We start from the raw sequence: 17,028 nt of genomic DNA, 5'->3' as shown, positions 1-17,028 counted from the left end.
GGTTTTGCGCAAGCCGTGTAGGAGCCGGCTTGCCGGCGAACAGGTCTCAGGATAGAACCCCGCTTTCACTGGCACCGCCGAACGCTTGGGGTAGACTGTTCCCCTCCCGCATTCATAAGGACGTTGCCATGCTGAAGATCTGGGGCCGCAAGAATTCGAGCAATGTGCGCAAGGCGCTGTGGATCGCCCACGAACTGGGTCTGGACTTCGAGTCCATCGACGCTGGCGGTGCCTTCGGTGTGGTCAACGAACCCCACTACCGCGCCCTCAACCCCAACGGCCTGGTGCCCATGCTCGAAGACGGCGACCTGGTGCTGTGGGAGTCCAACACCATCGTGCGCTACCTCTGTGCCGAATACGGTCAGGCGCAAGGCTGGTACCTCGACGACCCACGCCAGCGCGCTCTGGCGGACAAGTGGATGGACTGGACCACCTCATCCTTCGCCGGCCCGTTCCGCCCGCTGTTCTGGGGCCTGCTGCGCACCCCCGAGGAGCAACGCGACTGGGTGGCGATCAACGCCGCGCACAAGCAATGCGCCGAGCTGTTGTCGATTGCTGACGAGACCTTGAGCAAGCAACCCTACCTCTCCGGCGAGCAGATTGGCATGGGTGACATCCCGCTGGGCAGTTTCGCCTACGCCTGGTTCGAAATGCCCATCGAACGCCCGGCCATGTACCACCTTGAAGCCTGGTATGAGCGCCTGAAACAGCGCCCGGCCTACCAGGCCGCGGTGATGACCGCCCTGACGTGAGGCCACTTCGATAGTCATTATCAATAGATGTGACTGTACTTGTGCGGCCAGCCCTTGCACCATGACCGCACTCACTGCGCCAGTGACTTGACCTGGCGTGCCCTGAACCCTTTTCTCGGTACCTGACCCGCCATGAGTTCCGCCCTGTCCATCCGACAGCTGACCAAGACCTACGGCAACGGTTTCCAGGCCCTCAAGGGCATCGACCTGGACGTTTCCGAAGGCGACTTCTTCGCCTTGCTCGGCCCCAACGGCGCCGGCAAGTCCACCACCATCGGCATCCTCTCGACCCTGGTGAACAAGACCAGCGGCACGGTCAACGTGTTCGGCCACGACCTGGACCGCGAGCCGTCCGCGCTCAAGCGCTGCCTGGGCGTGGTGCCCCAGGAGTTCAACTTCAACCAGTTCGAGAAGACCTTCGACATCGTCGTCACCCAGGCCGGCTACTACGGCATCCCGCCCAAGCTGGCCAAGGAGCGCGCCGAGCAGTACCTGACGCAACTGGGGTTGTGGGACAAGCGTGACGTGCAGTCGCGCTCGCTGTCCGGCGGCATGAAGCGCCGGTTGATGATCGCCCGGGCGCTGATCCACGAACCGCGCCTGCTGATCCTCGACGAACCGACTGCAGGGGTGGATATCGAGCTGCGCCGTTCGATGTGGAGCTTCCTCACCGAGCTCAACCAGAAGGGCATCACCATCATCCTCACCACCCATTATCTGGAAGAGGCCGAGCAGCTGTGCCGCAACATCGGCATCATCGACCACGGCACCATCGTCGAGAACACCAGCATGCGCCAGTTGCTGGGCAAGCTGCATGTCGAGACCTTCGTGCTCGACCTCAAGCACGACCTGCCGGCGGCGCCTGAACTGCACGGCTACCCGTGCCGGCTGATCACCCCGCACACGCTGGAGGTGCAGGTGGAGAAGGATATCGGCATCACCGCGTTGTTCGGCCAACTGGCCTTGAAGAACATCGAGGTACAAAGCCTGCGCAACAAGACCAATCGACTCGAGGAGCTGTTCGTGTCCCTGGTGGAAAAGAACCTGTCGAAGGTGGCCGTATGAGTGTGGAACTGCGCACCAACTGGGTTGCCCTGAACACCATCGTCTACCGCGAAGTGCGGCGCTTCTTGCGTATCTGGCCGCAGACCCTGCTGCCCCCGGCGATCACCATGGTCCTGTACTTCGTGATCTTCGGCAACCTGATCGGGCGGCAGATCGGCGACATGGGTGGCTTCACCTACATGGAGTACATCGTGCCGGGGCTGATCATGATGTCGGTGATCACCAACTCCTACGGCAATGTGGTGTCGAGCTTCTTTGGCAGCAAGTTCCAGCGCTCAATCGAAGAGCTGATGGTGTCGCCGGTGTCGCCGCACACCATCCTGGTCGGCTATGTGCTGGGTGGTGTGCTGCGCGGGCTGGCGGTGGGGGTGATCGTGACCATCCTGTCGCTGTTCTTCACCCACCTGCAGGTGCATCACCTGGGCGTGACCATCGTCGTGGTACTGCTGACCGCGACCATTTTCTCGTTGCTGGGCTTCGTCAATGCGGTGTTCGCGCGCAATTTCGACGATATCTCGATCATTCCGACCTTCGTGCTGACGCCGCTGACCTACCTCGGTGGGGTGTTCTACTCGATCAACCTGCTGCCGCCGTTCTGGCAGACCGTGTCGCTGGCCAACCCGGTGCTGCACATGGTCAACTCGTTCCGCTACGGCATCCTAGGGGTGTCGGATATCAGCATTGGTACGGCGATCAGCTTCATGCTGGTGGCCACCGCGTTGCTCTATGTGCTGTGCGTCCGCCTGCTGGTCAGCGGTCGCGGCATGCGTGCGTAGGCAGCGACACTGGCGCCGGCGCCACTGCCGGCCCACCCACCAGCGCCAATAGCCCATGGTGGTGAAGTAGGCGAGCACGCCGAGCACCACCCCGCATACCACCGAGCCCAGCAGGAACGGCTGCCAGATCGTCGCCAGCTGGTCGGTCACCCAGTCGACGGTGATTTCCTCGGGCAAGGTGCGTGGCGGTACCTGCATCAGCCAGGCACCGGTCATGTAGGTGACGAAGAATACCGGGGGCATGGTCAGCGGGTTGGTCAGCCACACCAGGCTGACCGCGATTGGCAGGTTGCCGCGCACCGGAATCGCCAGGGCGGCGGCCAGCAGCATCTGCATGGGGATAGGAATCAGTGCAGCGAACAGGCCGACACCCATGGCCCGCGCCACCGAGTGGCGGTTCAGGTGCCAGAGGTTGGGGTCGTGCAGCAGTTTGCCGAAGAAGCGTAACGACTTGTGTTCCCGGATGCTGGTCGGGTCCGGCATGTAGCGTTTGAACAGACGGCGCGGCATGTGGGCTCCCGGCAGGGTTGAAGGGCGTCAGTATGCCTTTATTCAAGCGCAGCCTCGTTCAGAGTTTGTGACAATTGTTGAGCAAGCATTTCCCCCTGATCAGCTAAGCCTCAGAGGCCATTTCGCTTCTGGAGCTCTATCTCATGCGCACAGGGATGCTTGCGCTGATACTCGGGCTGTTGTGCCTGCGCTTTTTGCCTGCTTTGCCATCGGTCGGCTGGCTGCTGGTCCTGTTGATATTTGCCTTGGTCTGCCTGCCCACGCGCTTGTGGTGGCTGGGGTGTTTCGTGCTGGGCGCCTGTCATGCAGGCTGGTCGGCGCAGCGGGCCTTGGATGATCGCTTGTCTGCTGAACTGGATGGCCGGACGTTGTGGCTGGAGGGGAGGGTGGTGGGTTTGCCCGCCCGTGGCCAACGCAGCGTGCGTTTCGAGCTGGAGCAGCCTGGGTCCCGCCGGGCGCACTTGCCGCAACGTGTGCAGTTGAGCTGGTTCGAAGGGCCAGAGTTGCGGGCGGGCGAGCGCTGGCGGCTGGCAGTCAATCTGCGCCAACCCAGTGGCTTGCTCAATCCCCACGGGCCGGATCGCGAGGCCATGCTGTTGGCGCGGCGAGTCGGCGCAACAGGCACCGTCAAGGCAGGCGAGCGAATTGGCGAGGCGGTGGTCGACTGGCGCGATGGCCTGCGCCAACGCTTGCTGGCGGTGGAGGCTCGCGGGCGCGAGGCGGCCCTTGCGGCTTTGCTGCTGGGCGATGGCGCGGGGCTGGCGCGGCAGGACTGGCAAGTCTTGCAGGCTACCGGCACGGTGCACCTGCTGGTGATCTCCGGGCAGCACATCGGGTTGCTGGCCGGGCTGGTGTATGGCTTGGTGGCGGGGCTGGCACGGCTGGGTTGGTGGCCTCATCGATGGCCATGGCTGCCGTGGGCGTGCGGCCTGGCCATCGGTGCGGCGTTGGCCTACGGCTGGCTGGCGGGGTTTGGCGTACCAGTGCAGCGTGCTTGCCTGATGCTGGCGGTGGTGTTGCTCTGGCGCCTGCGCTTTCGTCATCTGGGCGCCGTCACGCCGCTGTTGCTGGCGCTGCTCGGTGTGCTGCTGGTCGAGCCGCTGGCCAGCCTGCTGCCGGGGTTCTGGCTGTCGTTCGCCGCCGTCGCCGTGCTGGTGCTGTGTTTTTCCGCCCGGCTGGGCGCATGGCGCCCCTGGCAGGCCTGGACTCGTGCGCAGTGGGTGATTGCCGTGGGCCTGTTGCCGGTGCTGCTGGCGCTGGGGTTGCCGGTCAGCCTGACAGCACCGCTGGCCAATTTGCTGGCGGTGCCGTGGATCAGCCTGGGGGTGCTGCCGCTGGCATTGCTGGGGGCAGCGTTGTTGCCGGTGCCGGGCGTGGGGGAGGGGATGTTGTGGTTGGCGGGCCTGTCGCTGGACGGTCTGTTTGCATCGTTGGCGCTCGTTGCCGAGCAGCAGCCAGCCTGGCTGCCTGAGCCATTGCCCGTGTGGGCCTGGCTGCTGGTGTGCCTGGGGGCGGTTCTTGTGCTTTTGCCTCGCGGCGTGCCACTGCGCATGCCGGGCGCGGTCATGTTGCTGGCGATATGGGCGCCGCGAGAGCAGATGCCCCACGGGCAGGTGGACGTCTGGCAACTGGACGTCGGCCAGGGCCTGGCGGTGTTGCTGCGCACCCGCCATCACAGTTTGCTGTACGACGCAGGGCCCGCGCGGGGCGACAGCGATCTGGGCGAAAGCGTGGTGCTGCCTACCTTGCGTAAGCTTGGGGTGAAAAACCTCGATGTGATGCTGATCAGCCATGGTCATGCCGACCATGCCGGCGGTGCGGCGGCCGTTCGTCGCGGGTTGCCGGTCAGCCGGGTGCTGGCGGGAGAGGTCGCCGGGCTGGATGGGGCGCAGTTGTGTAACAGTGGCGAACGCTGGCAGTGGGATGGTGTGACGTTTTCGCTCTGGCACTGGCCGCAGGGCCGCTCCAGCAATGAGCGCTCCTGCGTGCTGCGGGTGGAAGCCAATGGCGAACGGCTGCTGCTGGCGGGTGATATGGAAGGGGGCGCGGAGCGGGCCTGGCTGGCGGCCCACGACGAGCATCGGCTCGACTGGCTTCAGGCGCCGCATCATGGCAGCCGCACGTCGTCCACCGAGCCGTTCGTCAAGGCCACCGCGCCGCGCGGGGTGATGATTTCACGTGGGCGGCACAATGGGTTTGGGCATCCTCATGCGCAGGTGATCGAGCGGTATCATCGGCATGGGGTGATGGTGCATGACACGGCGGTCGAGGGGGCCTTGCGGCTAAGGCTGGGTAGCCATGGAGGGGTTGAGGGCATGCGTGGGCAACGCAGATTCTGGCGGTGAACCTGTCGGCCTCTTCGCCGGCAAGGCCGGCTCCTACAGGGATCGAGCGCTTCCGTAGGAGCCGGCCTTGCCGGCGAAGAGGGCCGCGAAAGTTTCCCTGACCTCCGGCAGATGAGCCCTCGGCTTGCCTATGGTAGAGTGGCGGCCTTTTTCCGAGGGGATGCTTACTGTGTGGGAATTGGTCAAGTCCGGTGGTTGGATGATGCTGCCGATCATCCTGAGTTCCATCGCCGCCATGGCGATCGTCGTCGAGCGCCTGTGGACCTTGCGCGCCAGCCGTGTCACCCCGCCGCACCTGCTGGGCCAGGTGTGGATGTGGATCAAGGACAAGCAACTCACCAGTGACAAGCTCAAGGCCCTGCGCGCCGACTCGCCGCTGGGCGAGATCCTGGCTGCGGGCCTGGCCAACTCGCGCCACGGCCGCGAGATCATGAAAGAGTGCATCGAGGAGGCCGCCTCGCGGGTCATCCACGAGCTGGAACGCTACATCAGCACCCTTGGCACCATCGCCGCCATGGCCCCGTTGCTGGGCCTGCTGGGTACCGTGCTGGGCATGATCGACATCTTCAGTGCCTTCATGGGCTCGCAGATGACTGCCAACGCCGCAGTGCTGGCCGGTGGTATCTCCAAGGCCCTGGTCACCACCGCGGCAGGCCTGATGGTCGGTATCCCGGCGGTGTTCTTCCATCGTTTCCTGCTGCGCCGTATCGATGAGCTGGTGGTGGGTATGGAGCAGGAAGCGATCAAGCTGGTCGAGGTGCTGCAGGGCGACCGCGAAGTGGAAGTGGCCGGAGGCAAGGCGTGAAGTTCCGGCGCAATCGCCAGCGCGAGAACGTCGACATCAACTTGGCGTCGTTGATCGACGTGGTGTTCGTGTTGCTGCTGTTCTTCGTGGTCACCACCACCTTCACCCGCGAGACGCAACTGCGCGTCGAACTGCCCGAGGCCGCCAGTGCCGAGCAGGCGCCGGCGGACCAGGGCAAGCTGGTGGAAATTTCCATCAGCGCCGATGGCGTGTACTCGGTGAACAACCACCTGCTACCAAAGAGCGACCTGGATACCCTGACCGAGGCCATCGAGAAGGAATCCGGCGGTGACATCACGCTGCCGCTGGCCATCAGCGCTGACGGCAAGACTCCGCACCAGGCTGTGATCACCGCAATGGACGCGGCCGGCAAGCTCGGCTTCAGCAAGTTGCGCATGACCACCGTCGAGGCCGCGCAGGGCCAGCCCTGATGGCCTTCGCCGATCGCCTGCTGGCCGCCTGGTATGCCGGGCACCCCGCGCTCGCCCTGTTGCGCCCGCTGGAGGCGCTGTACCGCCGCGTGGTGACGCGCAAACGCGCGCGTTTTCTCAGTGGCGAAAGCGCCAGCTACCGTGCGCCGGTGCCGGTGATCGTCGTCGGCAACATCACCGTTGGCGGCACCGGCAAGACCCCGATGATTCTCTGGCTGATCGAACACTGTCGCCGACAGGGGCTCAAGGTCGGCGTGGTCAGCCGTGGCTATGGCGCCAAGCCACCGCAGTACCCCTGGCGTGTCCAGGCTGACCAGGCTGCCGAACAGGCCGGTGACGAGCCCTTGCTGATCGTCCAGCGTACCGGTGTGCCACTGGTCATCGATCCCGATCGTTCCCGCGCCGTGCAGGCCTTGTTGGCCAGCGATGCCCTTGATCTGATCCTTTGCGACGACGGCATGCAGCACTACCGTCTGGCCCGTGACTTGGAGCTGGTGCTGATCGATGCCGCCCGCGGCCTGGGCAACCGCCGCTGCCTGCCGGCCGGCCCGCTGCGTGAGCCGGCCGAGCGGCTGGATGAGGCTGATGCGGTGCTGTTCAATGGCGCGGAGGCTGATCGTGACGCGGGTTTCTCGTTCCGCCTGCAGCCCTGCGCGTTGATCAACCTGCGCAGCGGTGAACGCCGCGAACTCGACCTGTTTCCCGCTGGCCAGGCGCTTCACGCCGTGGCCGGCATCGGTAATCCGCAACGTTTCTTCAACACCCTGCTGGGGCTAAACTGGCAGCCGGTGCCGCATCCCTTCGCCGACCATGCGCCCTACAGCCGTGAGGTGTTGTCGTTCAGCCCGCCGCTGCCGCTGGTGATGACCGAGAAGGACGCGGTGAAATGCCGGCCTTTTGCCGCCGATGACTGGTGGTACCTGGCGGTCGACGCCGTGCCTTCGCAGGCGTTCTCCAGCTGGTTCGACAGCCAGCTCGATCGCTTGTTGCCCGGCCGCCCCTGGCCCTGAGCCATTTTTCAATTTCCGTCTCAAGGAAGCTTCCATGGACACCAAACTGCTCGACATCCTGGCCTGCCCGATCACCAAGGGCCCGCTCAAGCTCAGCGCCGACAAGACCGAGCTGATCAGCAAGGGCGCGGGCCTGGCCTACCCGATCCGCGACGGCATCCCGGTGATGCTGGAAAGCGAAGCACGTACCCTGACCGATGAAGAGCGCCTGGACAAATGAGCCTGGACTTCACCGTGGTAATCCCCGCCCGGCTGCGCTCAACGCGCCTGCCGGGCAAGCCGTTGCTGCCGATCGCCGGCAAGCCGATGGTCCAGCATGTGTGGGAGCAGGCGCGTAAAAGCGGCGCCAGCCGCGTGGTGATTGCCACGGACGACGCCAGCATCGTCGAGGCCTGCCAGGCGTTTGGTGCTGAAGTGCTGTTGACCCGCGCCGATCATGAGTCGGGCACTGATCGCCTGGCCGAGGTCGCCGCCCAGCTGGGGCTGGCGCCCGACGCCATCGTGGTCAACGTGCAGGGCGACGAGCCGCTGATTCCGCCGGTGATCATCGATCAGGTGGCTGCCAACCTGGCGGAGCATCCGGAAGCCGGCATCGCCACCCTGGCCGAGCCGATCCATGTGCCGGAAACCATTTTCAACCCCAACGCGGTGAAAGTGGTCAGCGACAAGCATGGCCTGGCGCTGACCTTCAGTCGCGCACCCCTGCCCTGGGCCCGGGACGCCTTCGCCAAGGATCGCAGCCAGTTGCCTGCTGGCGTGCCGTACCGTCGCCATATCGGCATGTATGCCTACCGCGTGGGCTTCCTCCAGGACTTCGTCGCCTGGGGCCCGTGCTGGTTGGAGCAGACCGAGTCGCTGGAGCAATTGCGTGCCCTGTGGCACGGCGTGCGCATCCATGTCGCCGACGCCATCGAGGCACCGGCAGTGGGTGTGGATACCCCTGAAGACCTGGAGCGCGTGCGGCGCTTGCTGGAGGCCTGATGCGCGTCCTGTTCGTCTGCCTCGGCAATATCTGCCGTTCGCCCACCGCCGAGGGCGTGCTGCGCCATCAACTGGAAGCTGCGGGGCTGGCTGATGTCGTCCAGGTGGCGTCGGCCGGTACTGGCGACTGGCACGTGGGCAAGGCCCCTGACAGCCGTACTTGCAAGGCTGCCCTGGCGCGTGGTTACGATCTGTCGCGCCAGCGTGCCCAGCAGGTCAAGGCCGAGCACTTTGGTGAGTACGACCTGGTGCTGGCCATGGACAAAAGCAACTTGCGTAACCTGCAGGTATTGCGCCCGCATAACGCCAAGGGTGAGCTTGACCTGTTCCTGCGCCGCTATGGCGCGGCCCTGGACGAGGTGCCGGACCCTTACTACGGCGGTGCGGAAGGTTTCGAGCAGGTCCTGGACCTGATCGAGGCGGCTTGTCGTGAGCTGGTCGTGGAAATCAAGGGGCGGTTATGACGGCGCATTGGCAGGAGCAGGTTTCGCTCAAGCCCTACAACACGTTCGGTATCGATGTCAGTGCCCGCTACTTCACCCAGGCCCATGATGACGACGAAGCCCGCCGGGCCCTGGCCCAGGCCACCGAGCGGCAGGTGCCGGTGCTGGTGATCGGCGGTGGCAGCAACCTGCTGCTGACCCGTGACATTGATGCCCTGGTGCTGCACATGGCCAGTCGTGGCCGGCGCCTGCTCGAAGATGATGGTGGGCGGGTGGTGGTGGAGGCCGAGGCCGGTGAGCCCTGGCATCCGTTCGTGCAATGGAGCCTGGAGCAAGGCTTGTGTGGCCTGGAGAACCTCAGCCTGATTCCCGGCACCGTCGGCGCCGCGCCGATGCAGAACGTCGGGGCCTATGGCGTGGAGATCAAGGACGTGTTCGCCGGGCTGACCGCTCTGGATCGTGAGACGGGCGAATTGCGCGATTTCTCTTTGCCGGAGTGCGCATTTGGCTATCGTGACAGTGTGTTCAAGCGTAACCCGGGGCGTTGGCTGATCCTGCGTGTGCGCTTTGTCTTGAGCCGTACGCTGCAGGCCCATCTGGACTATGGTCCAGTGCGTCAGCGTCTGGCGGAGCAGGGCGTTGAGCGACCCACCGCCCAGGCGATCAGCGACGCTATTTGCAGTATTCGTCGGGAGAAGCTGCCGGATCCGGCCGAGCTGGGGAACGCCGGTAGCTTCTTCAAGAACCCCGTGGTACCGGCGGCATTGGTCGAGCGTATCCGTGCCGGGCATCCAGGCGTAGTGGCTTATCCACAGGCCGATAGCCAGGTGAAGCTGGCGGCGGGCTGGTTGATCGAGCAGGCGGGCTGGAAGGGTTATCGCGAGGGTGATGCAGGTGTACACCGGCTGCAATCGCTGGTGCTGGTGAATTACGGTCAGGCGAGCGGGGCGCAGATGCACGCGCTGGCGCAGAAGATCCAGGCGGATATCCTCGAGCGGTTCGGGGTGGCGCTGGAGATGGAGCCGAACCTGTACTGACCCTATCGCGGGCACCGCATCGCCTGCTTCGCCGGCAAGGCCGGCTCCTACAGGGCTCGTGGCCTGCCCTGGTCTCGTAGGAGCCAGCCTTGCTGGCGAACCAGACTAAAGATTTACGTAAAGTCAGCGGCAAAGAAAAAGCCCCGCCAGTTCGCACTGGCGGGGCTTTTTCATTCAGCCGTTGCTATCAACCGTGATGAGGCTTGTGCTCGTCAGCGGTTTCCAGGGCTTCTGCCGGTGCGGCCTGGGCGGCAGCCAGGGCTGCAGCAGCCTCGGCTTCACGCTTGCGGCGACGCACTTCACGCGGGTCGTTCGGCGCACGGCCGTTCGGCAGCATGATGGTGGAGGGTTCGACCGGCGCGGCTACGTCCTCGACCGGCGCCTTTTCGGCGACGACGGGTACTGGCTCGGCAGCTGCGGTTTCGACCACTTCAGCTTGCACTTCGGCAGGCTTGGCCTCGACTTGCGGAGCAGGTTGTTCGGCAACCGGAGCCTCTACGACCGGCGCTTTTTCGATCTCGCCAGCTTCCACTACTGGAGCTTGCTCGACCGGTGCCGATTCGACAGCGGCTTCAACGACGGCGACAGGCTGCTCAACGGCTGCCTCGACCACCGGCTGTGGTGCCGCTTCAACCACGGGCTCGATGCTCGGCTCTACGGCAACGGCCGGTTCGCTGACAGGCTGTTCCACCACGGGGGCGATGCTGACCTGCTCGGCGACAACCTCGGCAATTTCCACCTGGGTCTCGGTCACAGCCGCGTTGGCGCGTTCGGCCTGCTGGTTGGCTTCGACTTCGGCGCCAGTGCTGATGTTGCTGGTGGCAACGGCGGCAGTGACGGCGATACCGGCGGCCAGTTCGGCACCCAGCTCGGTGGCCTGGTGCTGCTGTGGCTGCTCTTCGCTGCTGTCTTCATCGCCATCGATCAGCTCGCCATTGGCATTGCGCTGACGCTCGCGACGATTGCTGCGACGACGCTGACCACGGGAACGACGGCGTGGACGCTCGCCATCGGCGCCTTCCTGCTCGTCCTGCAGCAGTTCTTCGTTCGGCAGTTGCTCTTCGGTCAGCTCGGCGGCCTGTTCGGCTACCTGTTCGTCAGGACGCAGCTGGCGCTCTTCGCGTGGCGGACGTGGCTGACGCTCTTCACGAGGTGCGCGTTCTTCACGTGGGGCGCGCTCTTCACGAGGTGCGCGTTCTTCACGTGGGGCACGCTCTTCACGAGGTGCGCGTTCTTCACGTGGGGCACGCTCTTCGCGAGGTGCGCGTTCTTCACGTGGGGCGCGCTCTTCGCGAGGTGCGCGTTCTTCACGTGGGGTGCGCTCTTCGCGAGGTGCACGCTCTTCACGCGGTGCGCGTTCTTCACGTGGCTGACGCTCTTCACGGGCGGCAGGTGCGGCATCCAGTGGCTCGCGCAGTTCGCGTACTCGCTCTTCGCGGTTGCCGCGACGGTCTTCGCGAGGCTGGCGAGGCTGGCGCTCTTCACGCGGAGCACGTTCTTCGCGTGGGGCACGCTCCTCGCGAGGTTGACGCTCTTCACGTGGGGTACGCTCGCTACGTTCTTCACGCGGCTTGCGTTCTTCATCTCGACGGCCGCCACGGTTGCGGCTCTGCTGGCGACCGTTGCGACGCTCTTCGTTGCGCGACGAGCGCTCGGTGGCCGGTTTCTCAGTGCTCACGGCCGGTGCGGCGGCAGGTTCTTCCTTGCCGGCGAACAGGCTGACCAGCGACTTGACCAGGCCCTTGAACAGGCTTGGCTCCGGGGCGCTCTGTACGGGCGCGGCGGGTGCGGCTGGCTCTTCAGTGGCGGCCGGTGCCGGGGCGTTGGCGCGTGCCGGGGCGGTCTTGACCGCGGCTTCCTGGCGAACCAGGGTGCGGGTGGCGGTCGGTTGCGGGGCTTCTTCTGTCTCGGTCGAGGCGATCTCGTAGCTCGACTGGCTGCTCAGCACGTCCGGGTTGTCGTCGCGCAGGCGCTGGACTTCGAAGTGCGGGGTTTCCAGGTGATCGTTCGGCAGGATGATGATGCGCGCGCGAGTGCGCAGTTCGATCTTGGTGATCGAGTTGCGCTTCTCGTTGAGCAGGAAGGCAGCCACCGGGATCGGTACCTGGGCGCGCACTTCGGCGGTGCGGTCCTTCAGGGCTTCTTCTTCGATCAGGCGCAGAATGGCCAGAGACAGCGACTCGACGTCACGGATGATGCCGGTGCCAGAGCAGCGCGGGCAGACGATGCCGCTGCTTTCACCCAGCGATGGGCGCAGGCGCTGGCGGGACATCTCCAGCAGGCCGAAGCGCGAAATGCGGCCAACCTGCACACGGGCGCGGTCGGCTTCCAGGCATTCACGCACACGCTCTTCGACGGCGCGCTGGTTCTTGGCCGGGGTCATGTCGATGAAGTCGATGACGATCAGGCCGCCGATGTCGCGCAGGCGCAACTGACGGGCGATCTCTTCGGCCGCTTCCAGGTTGGTCTGCAGCGCGGTTTCCTCGATGTCGCTGCCTTTGGTGGCGCGCGCCGAGTTGATGTCGATGGAGACCAGGGCTTCGGTCGGGTCGATGACGATCGAGCCGCCGGACGGCAGGTCGACCACACGCTGGAAGGCGGTCTCGATCTGGCTTTCGATCTGGAAGCGGTTGAACAGCGGCACGCTGTCTTCGTACAGCTTGACCTTGCTGGCGTACTGCGGCATCACCTGGCGGATGAAGGTCAGGGCTTCTTCCTGGGCGTCGATGCTGTCGATCAGCACTTCGCCGATGTCCTGGCGCAGGTAGTCGCGGATGGCGCGGATGATGACGTTGCTTTCCTGGTAGATCAGGAACGGCGCGACGCGGTCTTGCGAGGCTTCCTTGATGGCGGTCCACAGCTGCAGCAGGTAGTCGAGGTCCCACTGCATTTCTTCGCTGCTGCGGCCCAGGCCCGCGGTGCGCACGATCAGGCCCATGTCGCCCGGAACGGTCAGGCCGTTCAGCGCTTCACGCAGTTCGTTGCGTTCTTCGCCTTCGATGCGGCGGGAGATGCCGCCGGCGCGCGGGTTGTTGGGCATCAGCACCAGGTAGCGGCCGGCCAGGCTGATGAAGGTGGTCAGGGCGGCGCCTTTGTTGCCGCGCTCTTCCTTCTCGACCTGGACGATGACTTCCTGGCCTTCGCTCAGTACTTCCTTGATGTTGACCCGGCCTTCGGGGGTCTTCTTGAAGTATTCGCGGGAGATTTCCTTCAGCGGCAGGAAGCCGTGACGTTCGGAGCCGAAGTCGACGAAGGCGGCTTCAAGGCTGGGCTCGATCCGGGTGATCTTGCCTTTGTAGATGTTGGCCTTCTTCTGCTCACGGGCACCGGACTCGATGTCCAGGTCGTAGAGGCGTTGGCCGTCCACCAGGGCTACACGCAACTCTTCGGGTTGAGTCGCGTTAATCAGCATTCTTTTCATGTTGTACCGTCGGTTTCCGGGCTGCCGGAAACGGCGTTCGGCACACGCGATTTTTCATGATCGGTGCCAAGGTGCGCAAAGGGTGGCGGGCCACCCCCGTGTCTGGCGACGTTCGGCACCAGCCGGTTGCCCAGCCTGCCGTGGTCGCGACGACGCGTCCTGTTTTGCGGTGCCAAAAGACCCGTCGAGCTTTTCGAATGTTATCCGAATCAATCGAACGGGCCTGGTGCACTCAGTCAGGAGGAGGAATCAACCGGTCGTCCGTGGACGCCGCAAGGGCGTCTGTTCAGGACCTTGTCCGTCCGTCGCCCGATCACTGGGGCGGTGGGGGACGCGGTGCCACACGGTCCGAGGGCTGTGCATCTCCACCCTGCACGTATCCCTGAAAATTCGGTGCTGCCGCGCGCTGAATCCGCAACGGGTTGCATTTTTCGCCAGCCCGGATGCCGGGCTGGCGCCATAACATATCCAAGGCAGGTATTTCCGAAGCATTCGCCCAAATGCGCGGAAACGACGGTGGCGGGCAGAGGTACGGCGAAAAAGAAGCGGGTAAGCAGGTGAAACACCGCACTTGTCGTTTTTTTTCGGTCTTCTCTACACAGCGCTGGTGGCGATTCCAGGCAATTCGTTAAACTGGCGAACGCGCCGTAGGACGGCCTCGCGTCCTCGGGAACTGCGATGGTCAGGGCCGGCGAAGAGCCTGGTGCCGCTGGCCTGCCGCTTTTGGCGGCGTTCGCGACTATAGCAGCAATGATTAAGTGCTTCAATTCCATAAAAAATTGTTATGATCCCGCCATGACGACCAATACCCCTCCGACTTCCGGCGTTCAGCTGATCGAAGTCGCGCCGGAGCTTGCCGGCCAACGCATCGACAATTTCCTCATCACGGCCCTCAAGGGCGTGCCCAAGACGCTGGTCTACCGCATCCTGCGCAAGGGTGAGGTTCGGGTCAACAAGGGCCGGATCAAGCCTGAGTACAAGCTTCAGGCGGGCGACATCGTGCGGGTGCCGCCTGTCCGCCTGCCGGAGCGCGACGAGCCGGCGCCGGTGGCCCAGGGGCTGCTGCAGCGCCTGGAAGCCGCGATTGTCTATGAGGACAAGGCGCTGATCGTGATGAACAAGCCGGCCGGCATCGCCGTGCACGGTGGCAGTGGCCTGAGCTTCGGTGTGATCGAGGCGCTGCGTCAGCTGCGCCCGGACGCCAAGGAGCTGGAGCTGGTACACCGCCTGGACCGTGATACCTCGGGCCTGCTGATGATCGCCAAGAAGCGCAGCATGCTGCGCCACCTGCATGCCGCGCTGCGGGGTGATGGTGTCGACAAGCGCTACATGGCGTTGGTGCGGGGGCATTGGCCCACTTCGAAGAAGCAAGTCAATGCGCCGTTGCAAAAGAGCAATCTGCGTTCTGGCGAGCGCATGGTCGAGGTAAATGACGAAGGCAAGGAGGCGTTGACGATGTTCCGCGTGCTGCGCCGTTTCGGTGAGTTCGCCACTATCGTCGAGGCGCGTCCGATCACGGGGCGCACCCATCAGATTCGCGTGCATACGCTGCATGCCGGGCACATGATCGCCGGCGACAGCAAGTATGGTGATGAGGATTTCAGTCGCGAGATTCGCGAGCTCGGTGGCAAGCGTCTGTTCCTGCATGCCTACCAGCTGACCGTGCCGCTGCCTGATGGTGGCGAGCTCAAGCTCGAGGCGCCGGTCGACGAGGTGTGGGCCAAGACCGTGGAGCGCCTGAGCGCGACCTGACCTGGATGAAAAAACACTACGAACTGCTGATCTTCGATTGGGATGGCACCCTGGCCGACTCCATCGGGCGTATTGTCGAGGCCATGAACCTGGCGGCCGAGCGTGCCGGCGAAGCGCCGAGCGCTGACGAGGCGATCAAGGGCATCATCGGGTTGGCGTTGGCGGAGGCCATTTCCACGCTTTATCCGCATCTGGAGTCGCGGCAGGTCGAGTCGTTCCGGCAGCACTACGCCGATGTCTACATGGCCTTGGATCAGCAGCCGTCGCCGCTGTTCGACGGTGTGGTCGAGTCGCTGGATGCCTTCCGTCGCGAGGGGTATCGTCTGGCGGTCGCCACTGGCAAGGCGCGCCGCGGGCTGGATCGAGTGCTCAAGGCCAATGGCTGGGAGGGGTACTTCGACATCACCCGCGCCGCTGACGAAACGCGGGGCAAGCCGCACCCGCTGATGCTCGAAGAGATCCTTGCCCATTGCCAGGTCGAACCCGGGCGGGCATTGATGGTCGGAGATTCGGCGTTCGATCTGCAGATGGCCAGCAATGCGGGCATGCACTCGGTGGCGGTCGGCTATGGGGCCATGTCCCTGCGGGCTTTGGCCGACTTCGGGCCGCAGGTGTGCATCGAGCATTTTTCCCAGTTGCGCGAATGGCTGGCCGGCCGCGCGCTATCCAATTTCCAAGGTAGGTGAGCATGGCTGACGAATGGAAGGCGCCTGAGCCTGAAGACAATGAAGAGCGCAAAAGCTGGAAGCTGCTGGAGAAGACGCTGCTGGCGGGTGTCCAGGAGCAGCGTCGTGCGCGGCGTTGGGGCATCTTTTTCAAGCTGCTGACCTTCGTCTATCTGTTTGGCATGCTGGCCTTGTTCACGCCATTGATGGATGTGGACAAGGCGGCTTCGCGCAGCGGTAACCACACGGCACTGGTCGAAGTGCGCGGCGTGATCGCCGATCAGGAGCCGGCCAGTGCCGACAATATCGTCAAGAGCCTGCGCGAGGCGTTCAAGGACTCGAAGACCAAGGCTGTGGTGATGCGCATCAACAGCCCGGGTGGCAGTCCGGTACAGGCGGGCTACGTCTATGACGAGATCCGTCGTCTGCGTGGCGAATATCCGGCCATCAAGTTGTATGCGGTGATCACTGATCTCGGCGCATCCGGTGCCTATTACATCGCCAGTGCCGCCGACGAGATCTACGCCGACAAGGCCAGTCTGGTTGGGTCCATTGGCGTGACTGCCGCCGGTTACGGCTTCGTCGGCGCCATGGACAAGCTGGGTGTTGAGCGTCGCACCTACACCGCTGGTGAGCATAAGGCCTTCCTCGACCCGTTCTCGCCGCAAAAGCCTGAAGAGACGGCGTTCTGGCAGGGGGTGCTGGACACCACTCATCGCCAGTTCATCGCTGTGGTGAAGCAGGGGCGGGGAGAGCGCCTGAAGGACAAGGAGCATCCGGAGCTGTTCAGCGGGCTGATCTGGTCGGGTGAGCAGGCCAAGGAGCTTGGCTTGGTGGATGGGTTGGGCAGTGCCAGCTACGTTGCCCGCGAGATCGTGGGTGAGAAGGAGCTGGTGGACTTCACTGTTCAGGAGTCGCCGTTCGACCGATTCTCCAAGCGCCTGGGGGCCAGCGTTGCCGAGCGCCTGTCAATGTACATGGGTTTCCGGGGGCCTTCCCTGCGTTAATTTCCTTTTGCCCCCTTCGCCGGCAAGC

16 protein-coding genes are annotated in these 17,028 nt (G+C 64.4%); 14 read left to right on the top strand and 2 right to left on the bottom strand.

What is annotated here, in order from left to right; genetic code table 11:
- The first annotated feature begins 128 nt into the window (after positions 1-128).
- The 3 genes from NGM28_RS27650 (at position 129) to NGM28_RS27640 (ending at position 2,593) form a co-directional block, all read left to right on the top strand.
- On the top strand, positions 129-752 hold the full coding sequence (locus NGM28_RS27650) for a glutathione S-transferase (protein WP_252092435.1): 624 nt from the start codon (positions 129-131) through the stop codon (positions 750-752).
- A gap of 132 nt (positions 753-884) precedes the next feature.
- Positions 885-1,817 carry an ABC transporter ATP-binding protein gene (locus NGM28_RS27645; RefSeq protein ID WP_011532868.1) on the top strand — a complete coding sequence of 311 codons (933 nt, stop codon included), beginning with the start codon at positions 885-887 and terminating at the stop codon, positions 1,815-1,817.
- Positions 1,814-2,593 carry an ABC transporter permease gene (locus tag NGM28_RS27640; RefSeq protein ID WP_011532869.1) on the top strand — a complete coding sequence of 260 codons (780 nt, stop codon included), beginning with the start codon at positions 1,814-1,816 and terminating at the stop codon, positions 2,591-2,593. The genes NGM28_RS27645 and NGM28_RS27640 overlap by 4 nt, the downstream gene beginning before the upstream one ends.
- On the opposite strand, the gene NGM28_RS27635 is transcribed toward NGM28_RS27640, so the two are convergent.
- Complete coding sequence (locus tag NGM28_RS27635) at positions 2,477-3,103, bottom strand: DUF2062 domain-containing protein (protein WP_240065840.1); 627 nt, start codon at positions 3,101-3,103, stop codon at positions 2,477-2,479. The two genes, NGM28_RS27640 and NGM28_RS27635, sit on opposite strands and share 117 nt — an antisense overlap.
- Before the next feature lie 143 nt (positions 3,104-3,246).
- On the opposite strand from NGM28_RS27635, the gene NGM28_RS27630 reads away from it, so the two are divergent.
- The 8 genes from NGM28_RS27630 (at position 3,247) to murB (ending at position 10,155) form a co-directional block, all read left to right on the top strand.
- Complete coding sequence (locus NGM28_RS27630; protein WP_252092434.1) at positions 3,247-5,448, top strand: DNA internalization-related competence protein ComEC/Rec2; 2,202 nt, start codon at positions 3,247-3,249, stop codon at positions 5,446-5,448.
- A 169-nt stretch (positions 5,449-5,617) separates the two neighbouring features.
- Positions 5,618-6,253, top strand: a complete 636-nt coding sequence (gene pocA, locus NGM28_RS27625) for a flagellar polar localization protein PocA (RefSeq protein WP_028690976.1) — start codon at positions 5,618-5,620, stop codon at positions 6,251-6,253.
- Complete coding sequence (gene pocB / locus NGM28_RS27620; protein ID WP_240065842.1) at positions 6,250-6,684, top strand: flagellar polar localization protein PocB; 435 nt, start codon at positions 6,250-6,252, stop codon at positions 6,682-6,684. The genes pocA and pocB overlap by 4 nt, the downstream gene beginning before the upstream one ends.
- Positions 6,684-7,694, top strand: coding sequence for a tetraacyldisaccharide 4'-kinase (lpxK, locus tag NGM28_RS27615; RefSeq protein ID WP_240065843.1), 1,011 nt, complete (start codon positions 6,684-6,686; stop codon positions 7,692-7,694). Before pocB ends, lpxK begins: the two co-directional genes overlap by 1 nt.
- Before the next feature lie 34 nt (positions 7,695-7,728).
- The gene (locus tag NGM28_RS27610; RefSeq protein WP_011532874.1) at positions 7,729-7,914 is read left to right on the top strand and encodes a Trm112 family protein; all 186 of its coding nucleotides are present in this window, start codon (positions 7,729-7,731) and stop codon (positions 7,912-7,914) included.
- Positions 7,911-8,675 (top strand): 3-deoxy-manno-octulosonate cytidylyltransferase, encoded by a 765-nt coding sequence (kdsB, locus tag NGM28_RS27605; RefSeq protein ID WP_252092433.1) that lies wholly within the window; start codon positions 7,911-7,913, stop codon positions 8,673-8,675. The genes NGM28_RS27610 and kdsB overlap by 4 nt, the downstream gene beginning before the upstream one ends.
- Positions 8,675-9,139, top strand: coding sequence for a low molecular weight protein-tyrosine-phosphatase (locus NGM28_RS27600; RefSeq protein ID WP_240065845.1), 465 nt, complete (start codon positions 8,675-8,677; stop codon positions 9,137-9,139). Before kdsB ends, NGM28_RS27600 begins: the two co-directional genes overlap by 1 nt.
- Entirely contained in the window at positions 9,136-10,155 is a 1,020-nt protein-coding gene (gene murB, locus NGM28_RS27595; RefSeq protein WP_252092432.1) for a UDP-N-acetylmuramate dehydrogenase, read from the top strand. The genes NGM28_RS27600 and murB overlap by 4 nt, the downstream gene beginning before the upstream one ends.
- Before the next feature lie 187 nt (positions 10,156-10,342).
- On the opposite strand, the gene rne is transcribed toward murB, so the two are convergent.
- Complete coding sequence (gene rne / locus NGM28_RS27590; RefSeq protein ID WP_252092431.1) at positions 10,343-13,576, bottom strand: ribonuclease E; 3,234 nt, start codon at positions 13,574-13,576, stop codon at positions 10,343-10,345.
- Positions 13,577-14,371: 795 nt separating this feature from the next.
- Between rne and rluC the strand changes: the two genes are divergently transcribed.
- The 3 genes from rluC to NGM28_RS27575 are packed head-to-tail and all read left to right on the top strand — an operon-like array spanning position 14,372 to position 17,000.
- Positions 14,372-15,328, top strand: a complete 957-nt coding sequence (gene rluC / locus NGM28_RS27585) for a 23S rRNA pseudouridine(955/2504/2580) synthase RluC (protein ID WP_011532879.1) — start codon at positions 14,372-14,374, stop codon at positions 15,326-15,328.
- 5 nt (positions 15,329-15,333) lie between these two features.
- Positions 15,334-16,014, top strand: a complete 681-nt coding sequence (locus NGM28_RS27580) for an HAD family hydrolase (RefSeq protein WP_252092430.1) — start codon at positions 15,334-15,336, stop codon at positions 16,012-16,014.
- 2 nt (positions 16,015-16,016) lie between these two features.
- Positions 16,017-17,000: a S49 family peptidase gene (locus tag NGM28_RS27575; protein ID WP_252092429.1), complete on the top strand. Its 984-nt coding sequence runs from the start codon at positions 16,017-16,019 to the stop codon at positions 16,998-17,000.
- Positions 17,001-17,028: the final 28 nt, after the last annotated feature.

It is taken from the genome of Pseudomonas sp. MWU13-3659 (genome assembly GCF_023757525.1).
In the GTDB taxonomy this organism is placed as follows: domain Bacteria; phylum Pseudomonadota; class Gammaproteobacteria; order Pseudomonadales; family Pseudomonadaceae; genus Aquipseudomonas; species Aquipseudomonas entomophila_E.
The sequence above is the reverse complement of the archived record's forward strand: the minus strand, read 5'-3'. Positions and strand labels throughout refer to the sequence as shown.